Source organism: Actinomadura sp. CNU-125, assembly GCF_001942465.1.
In the GTDB taxonomy this organism is placed as follows: Bacteria; Actinomycetota; Actinomycetes; order Streptosporangiales; family Streptosporangiaceae; genus Spirillospora.
Genome location: NZ_MKJY01000428.1, coordinates 1 through 2,891, shown reverse-complemented (window position 1 = coordinate 2,891; position 2,891 = coordinate 1). Strand labels below are relative to the sequence as shown.

General features: G+C 72.4%; 2 protein-coding genes and 2 pseudogenes. 2 read left to right on the top strand and 2 right to left on the bottom strand.

Translation table 11 applies throughout. From position 1 onward, the window contains the following. Window positions 1–244: pseudogene (locus BJF79_RS54345) on the bottom strand (hypothetical protein); the annotation flags it as partial. 478 nt (window positions 245–722) lie between these two features. Here BJF79_RS54345 and BJF79_RS35955 point away from each other — a divergent pair. After that, window positions 723–1,130 carry a hypothetical protein gene (locus tag BJF79_RS35955; protein ID WP_075904121.1) on the top strand — a complete coding sequence of 136 codons (408 nt, stop codon included), beginning with the start codon at window positions 723–725 and terminating at the stop codon, window positions 1,128–1,130. A gap of 190 nt (window positions 1,131–1,320) precedes the next feature. Further along, window positions 1,321–1,950 carry a hypothetical protein gene (locus BJF79_RS35950; RefSeq protein ID WP_075904119.1) on the top strand — a complete coding sequence of 210 codons (630 nt, stop codon included), beginning with the start codon at window positions 1,321–1,323 and terminating at the stop codon, window positions 1,948–1,950. 26 nt (window positions 1,951–1,976) lie between these two features. Here BJF79_RS35950 and BJF79_RS35945 read toward each other — a convergent pair. Next, window positions 1,977–2,891, bottom strand: a pseudogene (locus tag BJF79_RS35945) (alpha-1,4-glucan--maltose-1-phosphate maltosyltransferase); the annotation flags it as partial.

Genomic DNA, 2,891 nt, shown 5'->3' with positions numbered 1-2,891 from the left:
CGTAGCCGTCGTTGTTGGAGTCGGCGAACCCGCGCACCGACACCTCGTAGAACACCGCCGTCTTGAACCAGTGCGGGACGCGGGGCGCGTCCTCGGCGAACGTGTCGGGGACGGGCCCGGCCGCCGGGCCGCCGACCGGGCCGCCCGCGGGGGCGGGCTCGTCCCGGCGCACCCGGTCCGCCGGCCCTGGAGCCCCGTCCCGGCCGGACGCGCCGCCGCTGCTGATCTGTGGCCGAACGTGCATGACCCACCCCGCTGTGTTGGAGATACCTAGATCAGCAATGCCCGCGCGCCGCGCGGCCGACGTTCCGGGACGGCAACCATCCGTAAAAATCTGCGTACGCACCGTGACCGTCCCGCGCGTTTCGGCCCGCATCCGCCCGCGCGCCCGGACGCCGCCGCGTCCCCGGCCGGTAGATCCGCCGCGCGGCCGATCTACGTGCCGTCCGCGCGGTCCGGCGCCGGAGGCGCCGCCGGTCGGCCCCGGGGTCCGGGGGCGGAAAAAGGCGGCAAAAAGGCGGTGCCGAACGGCCGCGTCACTGGCGCGGACGCTCCCGAATGCTTGCTCCGCGACGGTTGTGTCATGTCCGGGTTTTTAGGTTCGTCGCTTTTTCTGGCGGATGCCGGGGGTAGGTCATTTCCAAGCTCAGCACATGCCGCGCGGCTAGCTGACGACAGTTCGGGCGGAAAAGAATGTTTCGTCCAAAGCGATCGGAGGGACAGTGGAGCGCTGGGAGAAGTCGCCATCGGTCGTACCGACGCGCGATGACGTCGTACCGACGCGCGACGACCTCGTGACCCGGCTGCGCGCCCGCTTCGCCGGAATTTCGGCGGAGAGCGTGCGCCGGTGCGTGGACGACCTGTGGTCGTGCTGCACCCATATCGGGGTGCGGCCCGAGGAACGGACCATCGAACGCCTCGCCGCGTCCCGGCTCACGGGCGTCGAGCGGGGCGCGCGCCCGCCGCACCCGGACGGGGAGCGGCCGGGCGGATCGCCCGTGTCCGCGGTTCCCGGGAAACGGCCGCCGGGCGTGGCCGCCGCGCCGCCGCTGCCCGCCTCGCACGCGCACCGACCTGACCGCTCCGCCGAGGACGGCCCGCGCGGCCGCGCGAATCGGGATGTGACATGAAGGACACGATCGTGCCGGGCCTGCGCATCGAGACCCGGCGAGGCTTCACCGTGCTGAGCCTTCCCGCGCAGATCAGCTGGCAGAACTACGCGGGGATCCGGGAGGGCGTCAGCCGCGCCCTGTCCGAGGTCGCCGCGGACGCCGCGACCGGCGAACGCGCGCGGGCGTCGTCGTCGACTTCGGCGACGCCGTGCTGCTCGACGCCGCCGGGCTGGTCCTGCTGGCCCGCGCCGAGACCCGCGCCCGGCTGCTCGGCTGCGAGCTGCGGGCGGTGGTCCCGGACGCGTCCGCACCGGTGCAGCGCGAGCTGGACGTCACCGGGCTGGGACGTCTCGTCCCGGTCTTCCCCGACGTCGCGTCGGCCACCGCCGCACCGCCGCCGGGCCGCCGCCGCACCGGACCGGCCGACACCGCGGACGTGCTGGACGCCATCCGCGCCCTGCACCCGGGGGACGCCGCCCTGACCCCGGCGCCGTCCGCGCCGTCCGAACTGACGATCACCACGGCCGCCGCGGCGGACGGCGACCACACGGTCGTCCACCTGTCCGGGGTGCTCGACCAGCTGACCGTCCCGCGACTGGGGGAGACCCTGACCACGCTGGTCGAGGGGAACATGCGGCACCTCATGGTGCGGATGAGCGCCCGGCTCGGGCTGCGCTGCGACCCGCTGCCGATCCTGCTCGGCATCCGCTGGCGGGTCGCCGCCGAGGGCGGCTGCCTGTCGCTGCTGGAACAGCCGGCCAAGCTCCGCGAGATCATCGACCGCGAGGGGCTGGGCTCGGTGTTCACCGCCTGCCGCACCGCCGAACCGGCGGTCTAGCCGACCGCGCCCCGCGGCCTGGAAGCTCAGCTTCCACCGGCCCGCGGCGTGTCGCCGTCGCCGTCGGCGTTCTCCGTCCCGGTGGACGGCACGGCCGTGCGGCCGCCGTCCCGCTGGACCGTCAGGACGTGCGCGGGCTTCGTCCGGGGGTCGAGGTGGACGTAGTTGGTCTTGTGCCAGGTGTAGGCGGTGCCGTCGAGTTCGTCGAGGACGGTGAAGGGGTGTGCGGGGTCGTCGGGGAGTCCGAGTGCGGGCAGGTCGAGGTGGACGGTGGCTTCGCGTGCGTGGTGGGGGTTGAGGTTGACGACGGCCAGGACGGTGTCGTTGAGGCGCCGTTTGGAGAAGACGAGGAGTTCGGGCTGGTCGACGTGGTGGAAGTGCAGGTTGCGCAGCCATTGGAGGGCGGGGTGGGCGTTGCGCAGCGTGTTCAGCTGCGTGATCAGCGGTGCGATCGTGGTGCCCGCCGTCGCGGCGGCGTCCCAGTCGCGGGGCCGGAACTGGTACTTCTCCGAATCGCGGTATTCCTCGCTGCCGGGCCGCACAGGGGTGTTCTCGCAGAGTTCGTACCCGGAGTAGATGCCCCAGGTGGGGGAGAGGAGCGCGGCCAGGATCGCGCGGATCTCGAACGCGGCCCGTCCACCGTGTTGCAGGTACTCGTTGAGGATGTCGGGTGTGTTGGTGAAGCAGTTCGGCCGCACGTAGGGCGCGGTGGGCCCCGCGAGTTCGCTGAAGTAGTCGCGGAGTTCGTCGGCGGAGTTGCGCCAGGTGAAGTACGTGTAGGACTGGTGGAAGCCGATCTTGCCCAGGGTGTGCATCATCGCGGGGCGGGTGAACGCTTCGGCCAGGAACAGCACGTCGGGGTCTGTGGTGGCGATGTCGGCCAGGAGGCGTTCCCAGAACGGGACGGGCTTGGTGTGGGGGTTGTCGACCCGGAAGATCCG